General features: G+C 71.0%; 25 protein-coding genes and 2 tRNA genes. 6 read left to right on the top strand and 21 right to left on the bottom strand.

The genetic code is table 11. The features are described from left to right. Window positions 1-13 precede the first annotated feature (13 nt). Window positions 14-2,158, bottom strand: a complete 2,145-nt coding sequence (gene fdhF, locus ACFQMF_RS13245; RefSeq protein ID WP_256408263.1) for a formate dehydrogenase subunit alpha — start codon at window positions 2,156-2,158, stop codon at window positions 14-16. A 203-nt stretch (window positions 2,159-2,361) separates the two neighbouring features. Between fdhF and ACFQMF_RS13240 the strand changes: the two genes are divergently transcribed. Beyond that, the gene (locus tag ACFQMF_RS13240) at window positions 2,362-3,531 is read left to right on the top strand and encodes a glutathione-independent formaldehyde dehydrogenase (protein ID WP_256408262.1); all 1,170 of its coding nucleotides are present in this window, start codon (window positions 2,362-2,364) and stop codon (window positions 3,529-3,531) included. A 45-nt stretch (window positions 3,532-3,576) separates the two neighbouring features. On the opposite strand, the gene ACFQMF_RS13235 is transcribed toward ACFQMF_RS13240, so the two are convergent. Beyond that, window positions 3,577-3,744: a hypothetical protein gene (locus ACFQMF_RS13235; RefSeq protein WP_256408261.1), complete on the bottom strand. Its 168-nt coding sequence runs from the start codon at window positions 3,742-3,744 to the stop codon at window positions 3,577-3,579. Between the two features lie 148 nt (window positions 3,745-3,892). Between ACFQMF_RS13235 and ACFQMF_RS13230 the strand changes: the two genes are divergently transcribed. Then, window positions 3,893-4,045, top strand: a complete 153-nt coding sequence (locus tag ACFQMF_RS13230) for a hypothetical protein (protein ID WP_256408260.1) — start codon at window positions 3,893-3,895, stop codon at window positions 4,043-4,045. Here ACFQMF_RS13230 and ACFQMF_RS13225 read toward each other — a convergent pair. Next, window positions 4,042-5,169 (bottom strand): CobW family GTP-binding protein, encoded by a 1,128-nt coding sequence (locus ACFQMF_RS13225; RefSeq protein ID WP_256408259.1) that lies wholly within the window; start codon window positions 5,167-5,169, stop codon window positions 4,042-4,044. The two genes, ACFQMF_RS13230 and ACFQMF_RS13225, sit on opposite strands and share 4 nt — an antisense overlap. Before the next feature lie 90 nt (window positions 5,170-5,259). Here ACFQMF_RS13225 and ACFQMF_RS13220 point away from each other — a divergent pair, with 90 nt between their 5' ends. Then, a complete protein-coding gene (locus tag ACFQMF_RS13220) occupies window positions 5,260-5,883 on the top strand; it encodes a hypothetical protein (protein WP_256408258.1) in 624 nt (207 codons plus the stop codon). A 29-nt stretch (window positions 5,884-5,912) separates the two neighbouring features. On the opposite strand, the gene yqeC is transcribed toward ACFQMF_RS13220, so the two are convergent. Continuing rightward, complete coding sequence (gene yqeC / locus ACFQMF_RS13215; RefSeq protein ID WP_256408257.1) at window positions 5,913-6,644, bottom strand: selenium cofactor biosynthesis protein YqeC; 732 nt, start codon at window positions 6,642-6,644, stop codon at window positions 5,913-5,915. 152 nt (window positions 6,645-6,796) lie between these two features. On the opposite strand from yqeC, the gene ACFQMF_RS13210 reads away from it, so the two are divergent. Next, a complete protein-coding gene (locus ACFQMF_RS13210) occupies window positions 6,797-8,671 on the top strand; it encodes an aldehyde ferredoxin oxidoreductase family protein (protein ID WP_256408256.1) in 1,875 nt (624 codons plus the stop codon). Window positions 8,672-8,737: 66 nt separating this feature from the next. Here ACFQMF_RS13210 and ACFQMF_RS13205 read toward each other — a convergent pair whose 3' ends face one another. The 4 genes from ACFQMF_RS13205 to mvk form a co-directional block, all read right to left on the bottom strand. Further along, a complete protein-coding gene (locus tag ACFQMF_RS13205; protein ID WP_256408255.1) occupies window positions 8,738-9,103 on the bottom strand; it encodes a hypothetical protein in 366 nt (121 codons plus the stop codon). After that, on the bottom strand, window positions 9,100-10,155 hold the full coding sequence (locus ACFQMF_RS13200) for an Mrp/NBP35 family ATP-binding protein (RefSeq protein WP_256408254.1): 1,056 nt from the start codon (window positions 10,153-10,155) through the stop codon (window positions 9,100-9,102). Before ACFQMF_RS13200 ends, ACFQMF_RS13205 begins: the two co-directional genes overlap by 4 nt. 65 nt (window positions 10,156-10,220) lie before the next feature. Next, complete coding sequence (locus tag ACFQMF_RS13195; protein WP_256408253.1) at window positions 10,221-11,012, bottom strand: isopentenyl phosphate kinase; 792 nt, start codon at window positions 11,010-11,012, stop codon at window positions 10,221-10,223. Next, window positions 11,009-12,025 (bottom strand): mevalonate kinase, encoded by a 1,017-nt coding sequence (mvk, locus tag ACFQMF_RS13190; protein ID WP_256408252.1) that lies wholly within the window; start codon window positions 12,023-12,025, stop codon window positions 11,009-11,011. The genes ACFQMF_RS13195 and mvk overlap by 4 nt, the downstream gene beginning before the upstream one ends. 128 nt (window positions 12,026-12,153) lie before the next feature. Between mvk and ACFQMF_RS13185 the strand changes: the two genes are divergently transcribed. Together ACFQMF_RS13185 and ACFQMF_RS13180 are read left to right on the top strand one after the other, a co-directional pair. Next, window positions 12,154-12,750, top strand: a complete 597-nt coding sequence (locus ACFQMF_RS13185; protein ID WP_256408251.1) for a mechanosensitive ion channel domain-containing protein — start codon at window positions 12,154-12,156, stop codon at window positions 12,748-12,750. A 73-nt stretch (window positions 12,751-12,823) separates the two neighbouring features. Further along, window positions 12,824-13,174: a DUF4870 domain-containing protein gene (locus ACFQMF_RS13180; RefSeq protein WP_256408250.1), complete on the top strand. Its 351-nt coding sequence runs from the start codon at window positions 12,824-12,826 to the stop codon at window positions 13,172-13,174. Window positions 13,175-13,255: 81 nt separating this feature from the next. On the opposite strand, the gene rpsB is transcribed toward ACFQMF_RS13180, so the two are convergent. The 13 genes from rpsB to ACFQMF_RS13115 form a co-directional block, all read right to left on the bottom strand. Continuing rightward, window positions 13,256-14,068 carry a 30S ribosomal protein S2 gene (gene rpsB, locus ACFQMF_RS13175; RefSeq protein ID WP_256408249.1) on the bottom strand — a complete coding sequence of 271 codons (813 nt, stop codon included), beginning with the start codon at window positions 14,066-14,068 and terminating at the stop codon, window positions 13,256-13,258. A gap of 16 nt (window positions 14,069-14,084) precedes the next feature. Then, complete coding sequence (eno, locus tag ACFQMF_RS13170) at window positions 14,085-15,287, bottom strand: phosphopyruvate hydratase (RefSeq protein WP_256408248.1); 1,203 nt, start codon at window positions 15,285-15,287, stop codon at window positions 14,085-14,087. Then, window positions 15,287-15,463, bottom strand: coding sequence for a DNA-directed RNA polymerase subunit K (locus ACFQMF_RS13165; protein ID WP_256408247.1), 177 nt, complete (start codon window positions 15,461-15,463; stop codon window positions 15,287-15,289). Before ACFQMF_RS13165 ends, eno begins: the two co-directional genes overlap by 1 nt. 2 nt (window positions 15,464-15,465) lie before the next feature. Next, window positions 15,466-15,660: a DNA-directed RNA polymerase subunit N gene (locus ACFQMF_RS13160; protein ID WP_092564719.1), complete on the bottom strand. Its 195-nt coding sequence runs from the start codon at window positions 15,658-15,660 to the stop codon at window positions 15,466-15,468. A gap of 12 nt (window positions 15,661-15,672) precedes the next feature. After that, window positions 15,673-16,071 carry a 30S ribosomal protein S9 gene (locus tag ACFQMF_RS13155; RefSeq protein WP_144796565.1) on the bottom strand — a complete coding sequence of 133 codons (399 nt, stop codon included), beginning with the start codon at window positions 16,069-16,071 and terminating at the stop codon, window positions 15,673-15,675. Further along, a complete protein-coding gene (locus ACFQMF_RS13150; protein ID WP_256408246.1) occupies window positions 16,065-16,511 on the bottom strand; it encodes a 50S ribosomal protein L13 in 447 nt (148 codons plus the stop codon). The genes ACFQMF_RS13155 and ACFQMF_RS13150 overlap by 7 nt, the downstream gene beginning before the upstream one ends. Then, window positions 16,508-16,861 carry a 50S ribosomal protein L18e gene (locus ACFQMF_RS13145; protein WP_256408245.1) on the bottom strand — a complete coding sequence of 118 codons (354 nt, stop codon included), beginning with the start codon at window positions 16,859-16,861 and terminating at the stop codon, window positions 16,508-16,510. The genes ACFQMF_RS13150 and ACFQMF_RS13145 overlap by 4 nt, the downstream gene beginning before the upstream one ends. Before the next feature lie 39 nt (window positions 16,862-16,900). Continuing rightward, window positions 16,901-16,985 (bottom strand) — tRNA-Leu (locus ACFQMF_RS13140). Window positions 16,986-17,149: 164 nt separating this feature from the next. Beyond that, the gene (locus ACFQMF_RS13135; RefSeq protein ID WP_256408244.1) at window positions 17,150-17,902 is read right to left on the bottom strand and encodes a DNA-directed RNA polymerase subunit D; all 753 of its coding nucleotides are present in this window, start codon (window positions 17,900-17,902) and stop codon (window positions 17,150-17,152) included. Between the two features lies 1 nt (window position 17,903). Next, the gene (locus ACFQMF_RS13130; protein WP_004046448.1) at window positions 17,904-18,293 is read right to left on the bottom strand and encodes a 30S ribosomal protein S11; all 390 of its coding nucleotides are present in this window, start codon (window positions 18,291-18,293) and stop codon (window positions 17,904-17,906) included. A gap of 6 nt (window positions 18,294-18,299) precedes the next feature. After that, window positions 18,300-18,827: a 30S ribosomal protein S4 gene (locus ACFQMF_RS13125; RefSeq protein ID WP_256408243.1), complete on the bottom strand. Its 528-nt coding sequence runs from the start codon at window positions 18,825-18,827 to the stop codon at window positions 18,300-18,302. Continuing rightward, window positions 18,824-19,345, bottom strand: coding sequence for a 30S ribosomal protein S13 (locus ACFQMF_RS13120; RefSeq protein ID WP_256408242.1), 522 nt, complete (start codon window positions 19,343-19,345; stop codon window positions 18,824-18,826). Before ACFQMF_RS13120 ends, ACFQMF_RS13125 begins: the two co-directional genes overlap by 4 nt. Before the next feature lie 57 nt (window positions 19,346-19,402). After that, window positions 19,403-19,488 (bottom strand) — tRNA-Ser (locus tag ACFQMF_RS13115). Between the last annotated feature and the right edge of the window lie 151 nt (window positions 19,489-19,639).

Below are 19,639 nucleotides of genomic sequence, written 5' to 3'. Positions count from 1 at the left end.
CGGTTCGCGCCGCTCAGTCGTCGGCGGACGCCGGCGCGTCGCCGCTCGCGGGCTCGATGTCGACCTCGATCTCGGCGGACGCGGCCTTGTACTCGGGGATCTTCGAGCGCTCGTCGAGCACGTCGTTGGTGAGGCGGTTCGCGGAGGCGGCCGCGAAGTGCGGCGTGGTCCAGACGACGCCCTCCTTGATGTCCTCGGTGACGTCGGCGCGGACGGTGATCTCGCCGCGGCGCGACTTCAGGACGACGTGGTCGCCGTCCTCGATCCCGTACCGCTCGGCGTCGTTCGGGTGGACGTCGACGAAGTTCTCCGGGTGCTGGTTCGAGAGCGTGGGCGACCGGCGGCTCATCGTCCCGGTGTTGTAGTGCTCTTCGAGCCGCGCGGTGGTCAACACGAGCGGGTACTCCTCGTCGGGGACCTCCTTCGGCTCCTGGTGGACGACCCCCTCGATGCGGCCGAGGCCGTCCTCGGTCTCGAACTCGTCCTCGTAGAGGAACGAGTCGCCCTCGTCGCCCTCCTCGTAGCAGGGCCAGTGGATCCCCGTCTCGCCGAGCGCGTCGTAGGTCATCCCGTGCATGATCGGGCACACCTCGCGCAGCTCCTCGAACACGTCCTCGGGCCCGTCGAAGTCGAACTCGTCGCCGTCGAACAGCCGCGTCCCGACCTCACAGAGGATGTCGAGGTCGTGACGCGTGTTCTCGTGGACCTTGTGGACCCCGCGCATGCGCTGGACGCGGCGGTCGGTGTTGGTGACGGTGCCGTCGCGCTCGGCCCACGTCGTCGCCGGGAGGACCACGTCCGCGAGCTCGGCGGTCTCGGTCATGAAGATGTCCTGGACCACCATGAAGTCGAGCTCCTCGCGGAACCGGCGCTCCGTCTCGTTGCCGTCGGGCTCGCTCATGATCGGGTTCTCGCCCATGACGTAGAGCCCGTGGACGGTGTCGCCGATCGCGTGGGAGATCTCGACGTTCGTCAGCCCGGGCTCGTCGGGGATCTCGAAGCCCCACACGTCCTCGACGGACTCGCGCGCCTCGTCGTCGTCGACGAGCTGGTACCCCGGGAGGACGTTCGGCATCGCGCCCACGTCGCAGGTGCCCTGGACGTTGTTCTGCCCGCGCAGGGGGTTGACGCCGGTCCCGGGTCGGCCGAGGTTCCCCGTGATCAGCGCGAGGTTGATCTCGTTCTGGACGTTGTCGACGCCGCAGGTGTGCTGGCTCATCCCCATCCCGGTGAAGATGGCGGCGTCGTTCGCCATCGCGTACTTCTCGGCGGCGAGCTCGATGTCTTCGAGCGGGACGCCGCACTCCTCGGCGGCGGCCTCCTTGTCGAAGTCCGCGAGCGTCTCCGTCAGGTGGTCGAACCCCTTGGTGCGCTCCTCGACGAACGACTCGTCGATCCAGCCCGCGTCGGGCTCTTCCTCGTGGCGCTCCAGGATCGTCTTCAGGACGACGTTCAACAGGGGGATGTCGGTGCCGGGCTTCAGCTGGAGGTGCATGTGCCGGTCGGTGTCGTCGATCTCGAACGACCGGGTGGTCTTGTTCGCGTGCGGGTCGACCTGGATGACGGTCGCGCCCTCCAGCACGGCCTGCCGGAAGTACTGGCTGTTGGCGATCGGGTGCTGCTCGCCCGGGTTCGCGCCCTGGATCCACAGCACGTCCGCCGAGTCCTCCAAGTCGGCCATGCTGTTCGTCATCGCGCCCATTCCGAGGCTGGTGCGCAGCGCCCAGACGGTGGAGGCGTGACACATCCGCGTGCAGTTGTCGACCTGGTTCGTCCCGTACCGCCGCGCGAGCTTCTGGATGAGGTAGTTCTCCTCGTTGAACGTCTTCGAGGAGCCGAAGAATCCCATCCCGTCCGGGCCGTGGTCCTCGCGGATGCCCTCCATCTCGTCGACGACGCGGCCGAGCGCCTCGTCCCACGTCGCCTCGCGGAACTCGCCGTCCTCCTTGATCAGCGGCTCGGTCAGCCGGTCCTCGTGGTCGACGACCTGCGTCGCCGCGCCGCCCTTGATGCAGACGCTCCCCTCGTTCACCGGCGCGTCGGCCCACGGCGTGAACCGCATCTCCCCGGGCTCGTCGCCTTCGAGCACGCGGATCCCGCAGCCCACGCCGCAGTACGGACAGATCGTCTTCGTCGCGTCGTCCGGCTCACTGGACATCGGTCTCACCCTCCCCGTGCGAACACATACCACACGATCGATCGTCCGGGTCTATGAGTGTGTCGGTGGACCCGGCCGGGAAGCGACGAGGCTCCACGGAAGGCGAGGCGACTGCCAACGCCTTGCGTTCCAGATCTGTTAAGCATAATTATAATGGAAAAACATTTAGTATGTATTGTTAACACGTTACAATTGGAACCATCATGAGAGCAGTTGTCTATCAAGGCCCGTACGAAGTGGCCGTCGAGGACGTGGACGAACCGGAGATCGAACACCCGAACGACGTCGTCGTCGACATCACGACGTCCTGTATCTGCGGCTCCGACCTCCACATGTACGAGGGACGGACCGCGGCCGAGGAGGGGATCGTCTTCGGCCACGAGAACATGGGGATCGTCAGCGAGGTCGGCGAGGCGGTATCGACGCTGGAGGAGGGGGACCGCGTCGTCATGCCGTTCAACGTCTCCTGCGGTTTCTGTCAGAACTGCGAGGAGGGGTACACCGGCTTCTGTACCAACGTCAACCCCGGCTTCGCGGGCGGCGCGTACGGCTACGTCGCCATGGGGCCGTACCCGGGCGGACAGGCCGAGAAGCTGCGCGTCCCGTACGCCGATCACAACGCGCTGAAGCTGCCGGAGGGGCGCGAACACGAGGACGCGTTCTCGCTGCTCGCGGACATCTTCCCGACGGGGTGGCACGGCACCGAGCTGGCGAACCTCCAGCCCGGCGAGTCGGTCGCCATCTTCGGCGCCGGTCCGGTCGGCCTGATGGCCGCCTACAGCGCGAAGATCAAGGGCGCGGCCGAGATCTACGTCGTCGACCAGGTCCCGAGCCGACTGGAGCTCGCGGAGGACCACTGCGACGCCCACGCGATCGACTTCTCCGAGGGCGACCCGGTCGACCAGATCATCGAGGAGCACGGGGGGATGGTCGACAAGGGCGTCGACGCGGTCGGCTACCAGGCGACCGACCCGGACGACGTCGACACCGACACCGAGGACTACTCCTACGACCCGGCCAAGGAGAACCCGGCGGTCGTGATCAACAACCTGATCCGCGTGGTCCGACCGACCGGCGAGCTCGGCATTCCGGGCCTCTACGTCCCCGAGGATCCCGGCGCGCCCGACGACATGGCCGCGCAGGGGCGGCTCGGCATCGACTTCGGGAAGTTCTTCGAGAAGGGGCTCAAGTGCGGCACCGGCCAGTGTAACGTCAAGGAGTACAACCGGTACCTCCGCGACATGATCATCGAGGGCCGGGCGGACCCGAGCTGGGTCGTCTCGCACCGGGTCGACCTCGAAGAGGCCCCCGAGATGTACGAGGCGTTCGACGCCCGCGAGGAGGGCGTCACGAAGGTCCTGTTAGAGCCCTGAGACCGCGTCGCGCCCGATCGACACCGCTTTTTTCGCCGCCCGCGCTCACGCCCGGAGCCACGCCTTCGGGTGGTCGCTCCGGAGGTGCGCCTGGTACTCGCGGACGAGCGCCGGGTACGAGTCGGCCACGCAGTACCAGTCGCACAGGTCGCACTCCCGCTCCACGCCCTCGTCGTCGCCGCGAACGTGTCCGCCGCGTCTGTAGGTTGGCATTGGTCGCTCCGTCGACGCGGGTCGCCCCGTGTCTGTCCCCTGTAACCGCCCGGCACGGTTGAGGGTGTCGACGGGACGAACCCCCTGAGGCGGCCTCCGGGGCCGCCGCGCCGAAACGGGTATGCCACTCCGGCGCGTGGTCCCGGTCATGTGTCAGTACTGTAACTGGGCCTTCCACGACGGGTGGGGGGAGCTGCTGAAGTACGACGAGACGTACCAGTCGGCGGTCGGCGCGGAGACGGAGTCGACCCACGGCTTCCACGAGGAGTGGGACGACCTCCGGAGCGAACTGGGGATCTAGATCGGGAACACCGCGTCCGGGTCCGCCGTCGGCTCGCCGCCCTCCGCGGCGAGTCCGGCCAGCTCCTCGCGAATCCGTGTCTCGTCGAGGTCCTCGCCGATGAACACGAGCCGCGTCCGGCGGTCGTCGTCCGGCCCCCACTCGCCGATCGGCCCGGCCTGGACCGACGGGCCGGCCTGGCTCACGCCGATCACGTCGTCGGTGCCCGCCACCCGGACCACGCCCTTCGCCCGGACGATCGACCCGTCCCAGTCGTCGAGCCACTCGCCGAACGCGCCCGGATCGAGGGGGTCGCTCGACCGGTAGACGAACGAGCCGACCCCGTGCGCGGCAGCCGCGCCCTCGGGGTGCGCGTGGTCGTGGCCTCCCTCTCCGCCGTCGTGGTCGTGGCCCTCGCCCTCCTCGTCGGCGATGGCGCGCTTCCACCCCGCCGACCCCTTCGCCGCCTCGAAGTCGAACCGCCCGGTGTCGAGCACCTCGCCGGGGTCGACCGCGGAGTAGGTGGTCCGGATCCGCTTCGCCCTCGGTCCCAGTCGCTCGGCGACCGCCTCGATCCGGTCGAGCACGTCGTCGGGCACCATGTCGGTCTTGTTCACGAGGAGCACGTCGCAGAACTCGATCCCCTCGACGAGCACGTCCGCGAGCGGGCGGTCCGTCTCCGGCTCCGCCCCGCCGGGGAGGCTCTCGCCCGCGTCGAACTCCTTCCAGAAGCCGTAGGCGTCGAGGACGGTGACCATCGTGTCCAACCGGAACCGCTCCCGCGGGTCGACGTCGCTGTCCTCGGTCCCTTCCGTGAACGCCCGGGCGATCGGCACCGGCTCCGAGATGCCCGACGACTCGACGAGGAGGTAGTCGAACTCCCGCGAGTCGGCGAGCGCGGCGGCCTCGGAGAGCAGGTCGTCCTGAAGCCGACAGCAGATACAGCCGTTCGAGAGGTCGACGACCCCCTCCTCGTCGTTCTCGCGGGCGATCTTCTCGGCGTCGACGTTCACCTCGCCCATGTCGTTCAGGATGACGGCGATCCGCCGGTCGCCGGGGTTCGAGAGCAGGTGGTTGACGAGCGTCGTCTTCCCGGCGCCGAGGTAGCCGCTGAGGACGGTGACCGGAACCCGGTCGTCTGTCATGTGCGGTACCAGTGACCACGCCGGTATGAAACGATCGATCGGAACGATCGGGACCAACGTTCATCCGTTCGACCCCCCTACCGCGAGGCGATGGACCTGAGCGAGTCGACCGTCCGGGACCGCGCCCGGGCGTACGCGGAGGCGGAACCGCTGTACGACGTGGAGCTGCAACACGTCGAGACGGTCCCGGAGACGTTCGCCGGCGACGAGTACGGTCGGCGGGACGCCCAGTGGGTCGTCCGGTGGTACTTCCGGCGGTACCTCGGCGACTACCCGGACCGAGAGCGGCGCGAGCGCGAGGAGGCGTTCCGCGACAACGACTTCGGCGACGTGGCGGACGCCGTCGAAACGGCCGCGGAAGCGGTCGGGACGCGGGGCGAAGGCGGGAGCGACGACGATGTCTCAGCCGACCGCGACGTCGACGCCGCCCTCGACGCGCTCGCCGCGCTCGACGGGGTCGACGTCGCGGTCGCGTCGGGGTTCTGCCAGTTCCTCGCCCCCGAGCGGTTCGTCGCGATCGACCGCCGGACGTGGGCGGTGTTGGCCGCGGCCGGCGAGTTCGACGACCCCTACCCGGACCCGCCGTCGATCGCCGACTACCGGCGGTTCGACGACGCCTGTCGGGCCGTGATGGAGCGGACCGGCGTCGACGCGTGGACGCTGTACCGGGCGCTCTGGCGGTCGTTCGAGGAGCTCTCTGACGCGCGATCGTAGACGGACCGGCCGGCCCGCTCGCCGGGTCCCTACTCGACGACCTCGACGACCGGATCGTCCGCGATCAGGCGCGTGAGGAGGACGCGCGGCACGTCGGCGCGATAGAGGGTCTCTCGGGCGACCGCCCGGGCCGCGGCCGCGTCCGACTCGTCGTCGACCTTGTTCACGACCGGGATCGCGGTCGCGCCGCCGGGGACGCCCTTCAGCCCGCCGGCCGGGCTCGCGAGGACGGTCGCGACGTCGGCGGGGCGGATCTCGTCGCCGATCTCGCGGCCCGTGATCGCGGCGACCGCGTCCGGCCGGTGGACGAGCTCCTCGGTGAGGGGCTCGCCGACGACGTGCGCGCTCGCGATCGGGACGACGACATCCGCGTTCGACGGGATCTGCGGCTCGCGGTCGCCCGGCGCCTTGAACTCCCGGAGCCGCGCGCCGTCCGCCTTCACGAGCGTCGCGCCCGGCGCGGCGTCGGCGATCCCGCCGACCGTGTCGGTGTCGTACCCGAGGTACCGGTCCGACCGGTCGCGCTCGGGGACCAGCCCGAGCGGCCAGTCGCCGGATTCCGCCGCCTCGATCGCGGCGATCGGGTCCTCGGTCACGCGCACCGCGGCGACGCGGTCGTCGAAGATCGGGATCCGGACGCTGGCGGTCACTACCGCCCGGTCGAGTCGGTCGGCGAGCGCGAACAGCGTCGACTTCTTGCCGCCCGCGCCGACGACGCAGACGGTCGCGTCGCGGGCGTCGAGCGCGGTCGTCAGGTCCATGGCCGGCCGTTCGGTCGCCGCGGGCCTCACTCTGGCGGTCCGGTCGGCGCGGCGGTCGGGACCGGCGGCCGGACGGTCCGGGCCGGGCGCCGAACGCGGTCCGAGCCGGCCGGCGAACAGATTGATACGTCTCCGCCGCGCAGGGCGTCTGAATGAGTCGGAGCCGAACCCGCGTCCTCCGCGTCGACCTCTCGGCCGGCGAGACCGCCCGCGAGCGCGTCCCGCGCGGCTGGCGGCGCGACTTCCTCGGGGGGAAGGGGCTCGGCGCGCGCTACCTCTACGAGGCGCTGTCGCCGGGGACGGACCCGACGGGGCCGGCGAACCTCCTCTGTTTCCTCGTCGGACCGCTCGCGGGCTACCTCCCCGGGGAGACGCGTTACGCCGCGGTGACGAAGTCCCCGCTCACCGGCGGCTTCCTCGACTCGTACGCCGGCGGCGACTTCGCCGACCGGCTCGCGGGCTCGCTCGACGACTGCCTCGGGCTGCTCGTGACCGGCGCCGCCGACCGCCCGGTCCGGATCGAGGTCGAGGAGGGGCGCGCCCGGATCGAGCCGAGCGACGCGTGGGGCGCCGACGCCGCCGAGACCGCGGAGCGCTTCCCGGACGCCGGGGTCGCCTGCGTCGGTCCCGCCGGCGAGCGCGAGGCGGCCTACGCGACGGTCGCGAGCGACGGCGGCGCCCACCACGCGGGCCGCGGCGGGGCCGGCGCGGTGATGGGATCGAAGCGCCTGAAGGCCGTCGTCGCCCGCGGTCCCCCGCCGGCCGTCCCGGACGACCTCGCGGCCCTCCGCGACCGCGACGCGGCGGCGTACGGCCGGGATCCGACCGGCGAGTGGCAGGCGGCCGGCGAGACGGTCGAGACGGTCGACTACGCGAACGAGGTCGGGATCCTCGCCGCCGAGGGGTGGACCGAGACCGGGTTCGAGGGGACCGACGACATCGGGGTCGAGGCCGCGCTGGAGCGCGCGACGGGGCGTGAGCGGGTCGGCGACCGGGGAGCCGGCGACGAGCCGGGACGCCCCGAGGGCGACGGGCCGGTCGTCCCCGGCGGCTTCCGGATCGACACGCCCGACGGCGAGGTGGTCCCGCGCGGCGCGGCGCCGATCACGCTCGGCGCGGGGCTGGGGATCGACGACTTCGACCGCGTCGTCGAGCTCTGCGGCGTCTGCGACCGGCTCGGCCTCGACGTGATCGGCGCGGGCAACGCGGTCGCGTGGGCGGTCCGCGCCGGGGAGGCGGGCGTCGTCGACTGTCCGGTCGGGTTCGGCGACGCCGACGGGGCCGAGCGACTGCTGGAGGCGATCGCGGCCCGCGAGGCGCCTCCCGACCTCGACATCGACCCCGACCTCCCGGACGCGCTCGCCGACGGGATCGACGTCGCCGCGGCGCGGTTCGGCGGCGAGGGGTTGGTGCCCACGGTGAAGTCGATGGCGCTGCCCGGCTTCGACCCCCGCGCCGCGGTCGGCGTCGCCCTCGCGTACGCGACGAGCGACCGCGGCGCGTGTCACCGCCGGGCGCGACCGCAGGACAGCGAGCCGTTCGCCGCCGGCGAGCGCTCGCCCGGCGACCTGGTGCGCGGCGTGGTCGGCGAACAGAACGCCCGGTCCGTGCTCTGGAGCCTCGTCGTCGACGACTTCGTCGGCGAGGCGGTCTGGACCGACCTCGGCGCGGAGTGGCTCGCGGCGGTCGACCACCCGGCCGCCGGCTCTGACGTCGCGCTCGCGACGACCGGCGAGCGGATCTGGACCCTCACGCGGCTGTTCAACGCCCGCGAGGGGTTCGACCGCACGGACGACGCGCTCCCCGCCCCGCTCGGCTCGGCCGCGGCCGACGGGACCCCTGGCGTCGACGGCGACGCGTTCGACCGCCTGCTGGACCGGTACTACGCCGCCCGCGGCTGGGGTCCGCGCGGCCTGCCGACGCCGGAGACCCTCGATCGGCTCGGCCTGGCTGACGTCGTCGACGAGGCGACGCCGCTGGACGAGCGGCCGATCGACTCCGCGTCGAGGGACGGTTCGGACGACTGAGCGGCGGCGGTCGAGGAAGCCGGCGACGCGTTCCGATCGCTCGGACGTCCGCCCGTCCCGCGCGCCTCAGCGACGGAGTCCGCCTTCCGCCTTGATCCGCATGATGTGCCGGACGTTCAGATAGATCTCCTCCGGCGAGGTCTGCTCGTCGGGGTCGTACAGGTCAGACACCCGGTAGAGGACCGCCGAGAGCTGCTTGCTCTCGGAGCTGTCGCCGCGCACGTCGGCCGCGACCTCACGGAGGAACGCGCGGATCTCGTCGTCGTCGGGGAACTCCTCGTCGGCCGCGTCGGCGACGGCGTCCGGGACGACCGGGTCCACGCCGGCGGCGTCGAGGGGGTCGGCGGGGTCGTCGCCCTTCGCCCCGCCTGCGGGTCGGTCGCCCGCGTCCCCGTCGCCCGCGGGCTCGCCGTCGTCGCGCTCCCCGCTCATCGCTCCTCGCTCACCCCGCGGCGGCGGACGACGCCGGCGTTGTTCGCGACGTTCTCCACGATCACCCGGAACGCGTCGGCGGTCTCCCCCTCGTCGAGCACGACCGGCTCGCCGTCGTCGCCGCCGGTCCGGACCGCCGGGTCGAGCGGGACGCCGCCCAGGAAGGGGAGGTCGTGCTCCCCCGCCAGCGCCTTCCCGCCGCCGGAGCCGAAGATCTCGTGGAAGCCGCCGCAGTCCGGGCACCGGAAGCCGGCCATGTTCTCCGCGATCCCGAGCACGTTCGTGTCGTGTTTGCCGAACATCCGGAGCCCCTTCACCGCGTCGTCGAGCGCGACCTCCTGCGGGGTCGTGACGATCACGGCGCCCGTCAGCGGGAGTGTCTGGAGGATGGTGAGCTGGGTGTCGCCGGTCCCCGGCGGGAGGTCCATGATCAGGTAGTCGAGCTCGCCCCACTCCACGTCCTCGACGAGCTGGGTGATGATCTTGTGGACCATCGGCCCGCGCCAGATGACCGGATCGTCCTCGCCGGTGAGGAAGTCCATGCTCATCAGCTTCACCCCGAACCGCTCGGGGGGGACGATCGTCTCGCCGTCGGTCTGCGGGCGCTCCTCGGCCGAGACCATCCGGGGGACGTTCGGCCCGTACACGTCGGCGTCGAACAGGCCGACGCGCGCGCCGAGCTCCGAGAGCCCCGCGGCGACGTTCACGGCCATCGTCGACTTGCCGACGCCGCCCTTCCCGGAGGCGACCGCGATCACGTTCTTCACGCCCGGCAGCACCTGCTCGTCCGCGTCCAGCTCGTCGGGGACCGACGCCGACAGCTCCACGTCGAGCCCGGTGTCGGCGAGCGCCGCCCGGACGTCCTCGGCGATCTCGGACTCGTGGGGCGAGAAGGGGGCGCCGAGCGCGAGCGACACGCGGACCGTCCCGCCGGCCCCGCTCTCGTCCCCCTCGACGGCGACGTCGTTCACCAGCCCGAGCGAGACGATGTCGTCCCCCAGATCGGGGTCCCGCACGTCCGCGAGCCGCTCTCGCACGTCCGCTTCGTTCATGCCCGGAGGGAGGGCGGTGGGCCGAATAAGGGTTCTGTACGGGGTCGGGGAGCCGCCGACGCCGGTCAGTCGATCCGGGTCCCCGCGTCCTCGCCGCGCAGGAACGGCGCCAGCCCCTCGGCGCCGAACACGTGGGCCGGGGCGTCGAGCGCCAGGAGCTCCCGCACCTTCGCGGCCATCCCGCCGGAGACGTCGGTCGCGTCGCTCGCGCCGAGCGCGTCCGCGACCGCCTCGAAGTCGTCGATCGCGGGGATCACGTCGCCGTCGCCGTCGAGGACGCCCGGGACGGTCGAGCAGACGCCGACGCGGCGCGCGCCGAGGCCGGCCGCGAGCTCGACGACCAGCTCGTCGCCCGAGACCACCGTCACCCCGGCGCCCGCGGTCGCGACGCCGTCGCCGTGGAGCACCGGGACGAACCCCTCGCCGAGCAGCGTCGCCGTCGACGAGAGCGGCAGGTCAAGGGCGCCGTCGACCCCCTCCGGGCGGGCCGCGAGCGACAGGGGATGGACGGGCGCCGCGGGCACGTCGCGGTCGTGGAGCCGGTCGAGCACCGCCCGGTTCAGCGCCGTCATCGCGCCGTGGACGTCCGTCACCGCCGCCGGGTCGCGGGTCCCCGCGCTCGTCGACACGCCGTGCTCGCTGGCGTGGTGGTGGCCGAAGCTCCCGCCGCCGTGGACGACGACGAGGCGCTCGACCGTCCCGTCGGCGAGGGCGTCGGCGACCGCGTCGCAGGCGGCCGCGAGGGCCGCCTCGTCGAGCGTCTCCGGCCGGTCCTTCTCCGTGATCAGGCTCCCGCCGAGCTTGAGCACGACGGGGGGGTCGCCGTCCGCCTCGCCCGCTCCGGCGTCCGCGCTCACGGCTCCACCACCCGGACGCCCTCCGTCGCCAGCTCGGCGCGGAACGCCTCCTCGCAGCCCTGCGTGAAGGAGAGCGCGGTCTCCGTCGCGTCGCTCGCGTCGAGGGCGACGATGCAGCCGCCGCCGCCCGCGCCGGTGAGCTTCGCGCCGTGCGCGCCCGCGTCGCGAGCGGCCCACACCATCGCGTCGAGCGAGCGCGCCGAGACGCCGAGCGCCGAGAGCAGGCCGTGGTTGAAGTCCATCAGCTCGCCGAGCTCCGCGAGCAGCGCCGCCGGGGGCTCCTCCCCGGGCGCGGCGTCCGCCAGCAGCGCCTCCCCGGTCCGGACGAGGTCGCCGATCGACTCGACGGCGTCGGCCGCGAACCCGTACTCCTCGCGGAGCGCGCCGACGCCGGCCACGAGCTCGCCGGTGTCGCCGGCGCCGCCGTCGAAGCCGACGACGAGCGGGAGGTTCGGCGCCTCGATCGGCTCGCAGTCGTCGCCCTCGACGCGGACCGCGCCGCCCGTCGCCGAGCAGAACGTGTCGGCGCGCGAGGCCTGCCCGTCCTGCACCTCGTACTCGGCGCGGTACGCGCGCTCGGCGAGTTCGCGTCGGTCCAGCGGCTCCCCGAGCGCCCGCGTCGCGGCGTCGATGCCGGCGACGACGACGGCCGCCGACGAGCCGAGGCCGGCCCCGAGCGGGATGTCGCTCTCGACGGCGATGTCGAAGCCGGCGTCGGGGGCGTCGGCCGCGTCGCGCGCCTGCTCGACCGCGGCGTCGACGTAGCCCATCGCGGCCTCGACCAGCGGCGTCGGCACGTCGACGTCGGGGCGGTCGCCGGTGCCGCCGGAGTACTCCACGGTGAAGCCGTCGAGCGAGAGGTCCTCGGCCTCGACGCGCACGTGGTCGTCGTCGCGCGGCTCGACGCTCACGGTCGCGCGTCGCTCGATCGCGGCCGGCACGGCGGGCTCGCCGTAGACGACGGCGTGTTCGCCGAAGAGGTACACCTTCCCCGGCGCCTCACAGACGGTCATACGAACTCCCTCTCTCCGGGGGCTTACAGGCGTTGCGCTTGGCGGGGCGTCCCCGCCGGCTCCGGAGCGGGACGGCGAGGCCGGCCGACCCCGCCACCTTTTCACCGCCGGCCGTCGTCGTGCGCGCCATGACGACGCTCCCGTCGCTGCTGACGCGGTCGGTCGCGAACTTCGTCGAGGGGTTGGCGGTCGCGATCCCGCGACTGCTCTCGGGGCTGATCTTCCTCGCGCTGGCGTACCTGACGGTGCGGGTCGTCCTCTCGCTGGTCCGGACCTCGATCGACCGGATCTACGTCGGCGACCGCGAGCTCGTGGGCGACCTCATCGCCACGCTCGTGGCAATCTTCCTGTGGTTCGGCGTCGCGCTGACGTTCCTGAAGGTCGTGGGTATGGGCGACATCGCGGCGAGCCTGGGCACCGCCGTCGGCTTCATCGCGCTCGGCGTCTCGTACGCGCTCTCCGAGATGATCGAAGACACGGTCGCGGGCGTCTACCTCCTCCGCGACCCCGACTTCAACGTCGGCTACCGCGTCGAGGCGAAGGGCGTGACCGGGACGGTCGCCGCGATCGAGCTCCGGAAGACCCGGATCGACACCGACGCCGGCGACCGGATCGTGATGGCGAACCGCGAGATCGAGCCCCGCTGGACCCACGACGTGCCGGCGGCCGAGGCCGAGGTCGGCGGGGACGACACCGGCGGGGACGAGCCGGCGGCGGCCGACTGAGCGGTGTGGGACCGCTCACCGCCGCCGATGTCTCCCAAAGCTTATGAATTAGCTCCGAAACCGACCGTTCGCTATGTCAACACCGGCCGCCGAGACCGACGACGAGACCGTCGAGGGCGACACGACGCTGGCGGCGCTGTCGCACGCGTCGGCGCTTTTCGCCTCGTTCCTCGGTCCGATCCTGTTCCTGGTCCTCGCGGACGACGGGGACGAACTCGTCGAGCGGAACGCGAAGAACTCGCTGAACTTCCAGATCGTCGTCTTCGTCGCGCTGCTGATCGCCGGCGTCCTGAGCTTCGTCTTCATCGGGCTCCTGCTCTTCCCGATCGTCGCGATCGCCGACGTGGTCCTGGTGCTCATCGCCACGGTGAGGGCCAACGACGGGAAGGTGTACTCGTACCCGTTCACTCCGGAGATCGTCTGAGCGCGTCGCTCCGCCGGTCGGTTCACCGGCGGCTCGCGGGCGGTGCGGGCGAACGGAAATCGAACTCGAAAAGCGACCGCGTTACAGCTCGTCCTCGAAGTCGTCGAGGGCGAACACGGTGTCGGCGCCGCGGCGGTCGAGCGTCTCGTTGGCGAGCAGCCAGTAGACGACCGACAGCGCGCGTCGACCCTTGTTGTTCGTCGGGATGACGAGGTCGACGTTCGACAGCTGGTTGTTGGAGTCGCACATCGCGATCACCGGGATGCCGACGGTGATGGCCTCCTTGACGGCCTGCGCGTCGCCGATCGGGTCGGTCACCACGACGACGTCCGGCTCGATGTAGCCGGCGTAGTCGGGGTTCGTCAGCGTGCCGGGGATGAAGCGCCCCGTGCGGGCGCGGGCGCCGATGGCGTCCGCGAACTTCTCGGCCGGGAACCGGCCGTACTGCCGCGAGGACGTGACGAGGATCTGCTCGGGGTCGTAGTTGGAGAGGAAGTCCGCCGCGGTGCGGATCCGCCGGTCCGTCGTGCTCACGTCGAGCACGTACAGGCCGTCGTCGCGGACGCGGTGGATGAACCGCTCCATGTCCTTCGTCTTCTGCTGCGTCCCGATGTGGACACCGGCGGAGAGGTAGTCCTCGACGGGGATCAGCAGGTCGACGTCGTCGTCGGGCATGACGTCGTCGTCGAACGGGGAGGCCTCCTCCTCGTCCGGGTCGTCGTCGCCTGCGGTCGCCTCGGCGTCGTCGTCGGTCTCGGCGTCGGCGGCCGCGTCCTCCGCGGCCGCGTCGGCGGTCGGTTCCTCGGTCGTGTCGGCCTCCTCCTCGACCGCCGCGTCGACCGCCTCGGTCTCCGCGTCGTCGTCGAGTTCGACCGCGTCGTTGTCTTCGCTCATGCGTGGTGTGGACCCGTCATACCGCGTCGTCCGCGATGCGGATCAGTTCGTTCAGCTTGGCGGTGCGCTCGCCGCCGACCGTGCCGGTCTTGATGAAGCCGGCGTCGGTCGCCACGGCGAGGTGTGCGATGGTCGTGTCCTCCGTCTCGCCCGAGCGGTGCGAGATGACCGTCTCGTACCCGTTTCGGGCGGCGAGCTCCACCGCGTCGAACGCGTCCGACAGCGTCCCGATCTGGTTCGGCTTGATCAGGATGCTGTTGGCCGCGCCCGCGTCGATCCCCTCCCGCAGGCGCTCGACGTTGGTGACGAACAGGTCGTCGCCGCAGATCAGCGTCCGATCGCCGACCCGGTCGGTCAGCGCCGCGAACGCCTCGTAGTCGTTCTCGTCGAGCGGGTCCTCGACGTACGCGAGGTCGTACTCGTCGACGAGGCCGGCGACGTACTCGATCTGCTCGTCGGTCGACTTCGCCTCGTCGCCGTAGACGTACGCCTCTCGGTCGTCGTCGTACAGCTCGGCGGCCGCCATGTCGAGGCCGAAGCGGATCTCGAAGCCCACTTCGTCCTCGACGCGGTCGACAGCCTCGTCGACGACCTCGAACGCGTCGGCGTCCGAGATCGGGGGCGCCCACGCGCCCTCGTCGCCCTTCGCCGCGGGCACGCCGCGCTCGTCGAGCACGTCCGCGACCGCCGCGTGGACCGCGGCGTTCGCGAAGACGGCCTCCGAGACGCTGGGCGCGCCGACGGGCGCCGCGAGGAACTCCTGGATGTGCGTCGCCTCCTTGGCGTGCTCCCCGCCGCCGACGACGTTGCCGAGCGGGACCGGGAAGTTCTCGCCGCGGAACGCGCCGCCGAGGTGCTGGTACAGCGGCGCGCCGAGCACGTCGGCGGCGGCCTTCGCGGCCGCCATCGAGATCGCGACCGCGCTGTTGGCGCCGATGTTCGAGAAGTCGTCCGTGCCGTCGGCCGCGCGGAGCGCGGCGTCGACGGCGCGCTGGTCGCCCGCGTACAGCCCTTCGAGACGGGGGACCGCGTGTTCGCGGGCCTTCGCGATCGACTCGCCCGCGGGCAGTTCGATCGCCTCGTACTCGCCGGTGGACGCCCCGCTGGGCGCCGCCCCGCGGCCGAAGCCGCCGGACTCGGTGAGCACGTCGGCCTCGACGGTCGGGTTCCCCCGCGAGTCGAGCACGCGACGCAGCGAGACGCCGGTGATGCGGGTCATCAGCTCTCCCTCCGGACCGTGAACGGGAGCGCGCCCGCGTCGTACTCCTCCGCGGCGACGAGGATGGGCTCCGTCTGGTCCGTGTCGATCAGCACGGGCGCCCCGTACGACACCTGCAGCGCTCGCGCGCCGAGGATGCGTGCCTTCTCGTATCGATTGTATCGCTGTGTTGACATTGTTACTGGTACGGCGAGACGACGTCGACGAGGTCGCGGTGGCTGACCATCATCCGGCGGCAGCAGTGCCGGTCGACCCCGAGGTCGTCGAGCACGTCGCCCGGGTCCTCGTCGCCCTCGCGGGCGCGCTCCTTGAACTCCTCCCAGTGTTCGCCGATGACGTTACCGCACGTGAAACACCGGACGGGGATCATCATGACTGGATCACCTCAGCGGTAGGACTTCTGGTAGCGGGCACGCGCGCCGGGTCCGCCCCACTTCTTGGGTTCGGACTGGCGCACGTCGTTGACCAGCAGCGTGCGGTCGAAGTTCATGTACGCGTCGCGCAGCTCGGCGTCGCCGAGGTGCTGGACGAGGCCGCGCGCGATGGCGGTCCGCGTCGCGTCGGCCTGGCCGCTGAAGCCGCCGCCCTCGACGTTGATGTCGATGTCGACGCCGTCGCGGAGCTCCTCGCCCGCGATGCGGAACGGCTCCAGCATCTTGAGCCGCGCCTGTTCCGGTTCGACCAGCTCGACTGGCTGGGAGTTGATGCGAACGCGGCCCTCGCCGTCGCGCACGGTGGCGCGGGCGACGGCCGTCTTCTTCTTGCCTGAGGTGTTAGTTACCATGTGACGTTGGCTCCCAGAGACTCGGAGATCTCCCCGAGCGTCGTGAACTTGATGTTCGAGAGGCGGTCGAGCGAGGTGCCGTCGAGGACGACGCTCTCGACGTCGTCGCGCTCGTAGGGATTGCCCACGTAGACGCGGACGTTCGAGAACGCCTCGCGGCCGTCCTCCGTCTTGTACGGCAGCATGCCGCGGATGGCGCGCTTGAAGATCCGGTCGGGGCGCTTGGGGTAGTACGGCCCGCTGTCGGAGCCGAGCTCCGCGCGGGTGTGGTACGTCTCCATCGTCGCCTCCTCGTTGCCGGTGATGACCGCGCGCTCGGCGTTGACGACGGCGACCGTCTCGCCGTCGAGGACGCGCTGCGCGACCTTCGACGAGACGCGACCGAGGATGCAGTCCCGCGCGTCGACGACGACGTCCGCGTCGATCTTCGCGAGACTCATCGGATCACCCGGACGTCGCTCCCTTCGGGGTTCTGTTCGATGAACTGTTCGAGCGACACCGCTTCGCCGGCCCGGTCGATCTTCGTGCGGGCGGTGCCCGAGAAGTCGACGGCGGCGACGGTGACGTTCTTTTCGAGCACACCGCTGCCCAGCACCTTGCCGGGGACGACGACCGTCTCGTCTTCCTGGGCGTACCGTTCGATACGGCCCAGGTTGACCTCAGCGTGCGTGCGCCGTGGCTTCTCCAGTCGGTCGGCGATATCCTGCCACACGTTGGCACCGGAATCTCGCGAGACCGACTTCAGATCGGCGATGAGGTTCTGTAGTTTCGGATTCGTCTTGCTACTCATAGCTGTCCCTCCTGAGTCGGAGAGTTCGTGAAAACGGAGTGCAGGGAGCAGGATTTGAACCTGCGGACCTCTACAGGACAGCGCCCTGAACGCTGCGCCGTTGGCCTGACTTGGCTATCCCTGCGTGCACTCCTGCGTAACCCGGCTCCCTTCAAACCACTTTCGGTCCCGGCGTCGGGGCGACCCGACGCGGGCTCGACGCGACCCGACGCGGCGTCGGATCGGGCGGCGCCGCGGCTCCGTGCAGGGGCGAGCGCCGGCCGCGTGGTTCGAAGGTCCGTCATTACGTTAGACCGCGACTTTCGTCTGTAGTTCGTCCGCGCGCTCCTCGATGGAGTCGATCGCGCGGAGCAGCAGTTCCTCGACGCTGAACGACCCGTCCGTCTCGATGTGGAAGACGAACGCGCCGGGGACGTCCTCGACCGCGACCTCCTTGCCGGGGAACCGCTCCGAGAGGTCGTTGTCGAACTCGTCGGTGAGCTCTATCGACCCGTCGGGCGCCTCGATGACGCCGCGGAGGATGTTCGGCTCGTCGTCGTCGAACTCGCCGCGGTCGCCCTCGACCGAGACGCGCTGGAGGTGGCGGTAGCCGACCGAGACGCCGCCCTGGTGTTTGGCGTGCTCCTTGCCGGTGTTCAGCACCGCGTCCGCCTCGAACTCCAGCCGCTGTCCCTCCTTCAGCTCGATGATCGGGACGTTCTCGTCGGCGACCTCGACGAGCGGGTCGGCGCTCTCGATGTCGCCGGAGTACGCCGTCGCCGGGCCCTCGACGTCGAGCGCGAGGGTGACCTCGTCGCCGACCTCGAAGTCGTCGAGCGGCGTCGTCAGGGGCACCAGCCCCAGCCGGAGGCCGATCATCTCGTCGAACATGACGGAGGAGTTCTCGACGAACCGGACGGTGTCGATCGAGAACGTCGGGACGTCGGCGATCATCGCGCGGCGGATGCCGTTCGCGAACGCCGGCGTGAGCCCGCGGATCAGCACCCGCGCGCTGCGATCGTCCCGTTCGACGTACTGGACGTCGAAGTCGTCTTCCGTCATGTCAGACTCGCTTGTTCTTCGGCGCCTTCGTCCCGTCGTGCGGGATCGGCGTGACGTCCTCGATCCGGCCGATCTCGACGCCCGCACGCGAGAGCGCGCGGATCGTCGCCTGCGCACCGGGACCGGTGGACTTGTTGAGGTTGCCGCCCGGGCCGCGCACGCGAACGTGCACGCCCTCTAGGCCGGCGTCCTTGACGCGCTCGGCGACGACCTCCGCCATCTGCATGGCGGCGTACGGCGACGCCTCGTCGCGGTTCTGCTTCACCACGGTGCCGCCGGACGACTTGGCGATCGTCTCGGCGCCCGTCTCGTCGGTGACCGTGATGAGCGTGTTGTTGAACGACGCGTACACGTGGGCGATGCCCCACTTTCCGTCCTCGGATTCACTCATGGTAGATTACTCCTGTGACTCCGCGCGCTCGGGGTGGAGATCGTCCGCGAGCGGGCTCGTCTCGTCGAAGGCGATGGCGCCCTCGTCGTCCACGTCGACCTTCACCGATGGGCGCGTGACGCGCGCGCCGTCGACGGTGATGTGGCCGTGGACGATGAACTGGCGGGCCTGCTGGGTCGAGGACGCGAACCCCTGCCGGTAGGCGACCGTCTGGAGGCGGCGTTCGAGCAGGTCGGTCACGTCCAGCGAGAGGACCGCGGAGATGTCGTCGTTGTCGCCGAGGATGCCGATGCGGCGGAGCCGCGCGACGAACTCCGAGCCGGCCTCCTGGGCGGCGTCGACGTCGCCCTGGGCCTCGCCGAGCAGGCGACGCGCCTCGCGTCGCATGCTGCGCAGCTCGGACTGGGCGCGCCAGAACTCCTCTTTGTTCTTCAGACCGTACCGCGAGAGGAGGTCTGACTCCTCGGCGATCCGCTCGCCCTGGTACGGGTGGTTCGGCGTCTCGTATCCCTTCGTGTTCTTGCCGGTGCTCATTCGTCGTCACCCGCCTCGTCTTCCGCCATCTCCTCGCGGATCTCCTCGACGTTGACCCCGATGGTCCCCTCCGAGCGACCCGTGGACTTCGTGCGCTGGCCGCGTACCTTCTGGCCGCGCTTGTGGCGAACGCCCTTGTACGATTCGATGACCTTCATCCGGTTGATGTCGTGGCGACGCTTCTCGCTGACGTCGGTGCCGACGAGGTGCGTCGTCTCCCCGGAGTAGAAGTCGTTCTGTCTGTTCGTCATCCACGACGGGACGTGGTCTTCGAGGTTCTCGGCGATGTCGACCACCGCGTCGATGTCCCCCTCGTCGAGGAGGCCGAACGTGGCGTTCTTGTCCACGTCGGCCTTCTCGGCGACCAGCCGCGCCGTGCGCGTGCCGATGCCGTCGAGTTCGGACAGGCTTCGCTCGACCGTCTTCGTCCCGTCGAGGTCCGCGCCCCCGATCCGGACGAAGTACTGGAGGTCTTCCTCCTCCTCCGGCGAGTCGTCCTGTGGTTCTTCCGTGCTCATGTGTTGGTTGTGGTGAGCCCTACCGGCGCGAATCCGGCGGTGCTCGGTCCGTTCGAGCGTTGCGGCGGGGATTCGAACCCCGGAGGCAGTGACGCCACAGAGTTAGCAACCCTGCGCCTTGGGCCAGGCTTGGCTACCGCAACTCGCGTCGTATCGTCGCCCTCGCGGACTCGGGACCCGGCGCCCCTGCAGTTCGTGCATCCGTACGGTCCCGCTTTCGCTACTTAAACATCACGGAAGGGCGGGGCGAGTGCGTCCGGTTCCCACGGGTGTGAGGCGTTGGCACGGGGGGAC

Source organism: Halorubrum rutilum, from assembly GCF_042665015.1.
Classification (GTDB): Archaea; Halobacteriota; Halobacteria; order Halobacteriales; family Haloferacaceae; genus Halorubrum; species Halorubrum rutilum.
The sequence above is the reverse complement of the archived record's forward strand: the minus strand, read 5'-3'. Positions and strand labels throughout refer to the sequence as shown.